Source organism: Nonomuraea sp. NPDC052129 (assembly GCF_040680095.1).
Classification (GTDB): domain Bacteria; phylum Actinomycetota; class Actinomycetes; order Streptosporangiales; family Streptosporangiaceae; genus Nonomuraea.
Genome location: NZ_JBFAVX010000041.1, coordinates 1 through 1,592, shown reverse-complemented (window position 1 = coordinate 1,592; position 1,592 = coordinate 1). Strand labels below are relative to the sequence as shown.

1 protein-coding gene and 1 pseudogene are annotated in these 1,592 nt (G+C 67.0%); both read left to right on the top strand.

Annotated features, from left to right (window positions below; genetic code table 11):
* A pseudogene (locus tag AB0L53_RS50885) lies at positions 1 to 356 on the top strand (hypothetical protein); the annotation flags it as partial.
* Between the two features lie 904 nt (positions 357 to 1,260).
* On the top strand, positions 1,261 to 1,592 hold a 332-nt coding region (locus tag AB0L53_RS50880; RefSeq protein WP_364011567.1), incomplete at its 3' end, for a methyltransferase domain-containing protein.

The window sequence follows — 1,592 nt, the reverse complement described above, 5'->3', positions numbered from 1 at the left end:
CCCTCACCGGCCACACCGGCGGCGTGTCGTCGGTGGCGTTCAACCCGGACGGCACAGTCCTGGCCTCCGGCGACGACGACGATGACGGGACGGTGCGGTTGTGGGACGTGGCCTCCCGCAGGCCGCTCGGCGCCCCCCTCACCGGCCACACCGGCGGCGTGTCGTCGGTGGCGTTCAACCCGGACGGCACGATCCTGGCCTCCGGCGGCGACGACGGGACGGTGCGGCTGTGGGACGTGGCCTCTCCATCGAACCTCTTCGGAGCAGTTTGTGCGATTGCCGGGCGGCGCTCGCTCACTCAGGATGAATGGGATCAATATGTGGGCCAGGGGGAACCCATAGTGACCTGCCCTTGATACTCCGGAGGCCGACAGATCGCCATCTCCCCTACTGGGAAGGCATGGCTGCGCGTCTTCTCCATGCGAAAGGCAGCCACCTCCAGGACTTGATCGTTGGCGGTGGTCGGGCTCCTGTACGGGCCGGGGCGATCGATAGGCCGCCTGAGGTGGCGTGACCAAGGCTGATGTACGACAACATCGACTGAGCCTCGACGAGATTTCGCAGGTAACGAACGTGCCTGGCAACCCCAGATAACGTGTCAGGCATGTTCGTCTGAAGCCCACTTGCCTGACATGCCTGACGCCTTCTCGGCACCCCAAATAAGCTCGACCGCCCCTTGGGGCGCCGGAAGATCTTCGACGAGAAGGGGCATGAGATCTGGGTCTGCCCGATCACGGGCTCGCAAATGAAGACCATACAACGGTGCCTGAAGTAGGGTGCGGGTGCCGAACACTGCGGCCAAGCGCGCATTTGGAGCTGGCGCACGATTCCTGATGTACACGCCGCCCTTACTTAGGTGGGGAAAGATCGGGGAGGACGTCCTGCAGCGTCGTCCCGGACAGAGATTCCGACGTCGGAACGCCGCGCCAGCTATTGCACGGGCCTCGCTGAGGCATACACGCTGTGGGGAAGACCGGCGCGTGCGCTCCTGATCGCCGAAAAGATCGCTCTCTCGGAGGTCAGCCGACCCGGCCCCCGACAGGTGATCACCGACGTGCTCCATCGAGACTGCCACAGCAAGCTCTCCGGCCTGCGGGCTCTCGCGCGCCGCTCCGGCGTAATTCTCTGAGCTTCCTATCCGACTTGGGGCGGCGAGGAGAAGCGATCTGGTCATCTCGTGTGTTGGTGAGTGGCCAGTCAATTGCGCCGACCGGGCAGCGTACCCACTCCGCACGTCCAGAACCTGGCAATATCCACAGGATGGAAGATCCCATCGCTCGGACCACCGCCACGTACGACCGCATCGCCCCCGTCTTCGCCTCCCGCTCCGAGAACCCCGACGCCGCGTTCCGCGCCTTTCGAGCGCGCTTCGCCGCCGCGCTGCCCGCCGGAGGACGCGTCGCCGACCTGGGATGTGGCCCGGGAAGGGACGCGGCCTGGTTCCGAGAGCAGGGGCTGTCCCCGGTAGGAGTGGACCGCTCGGCCGCCATGGCCGCGCTGGCCGCCGACCGCGGCGTTCCCGTGGCTCTGGGCGACCTGCGCCACCCGCCGCTGGCTCCCGGCTCGCTGGCCGGGTTGTGGTCGGCCGCGGC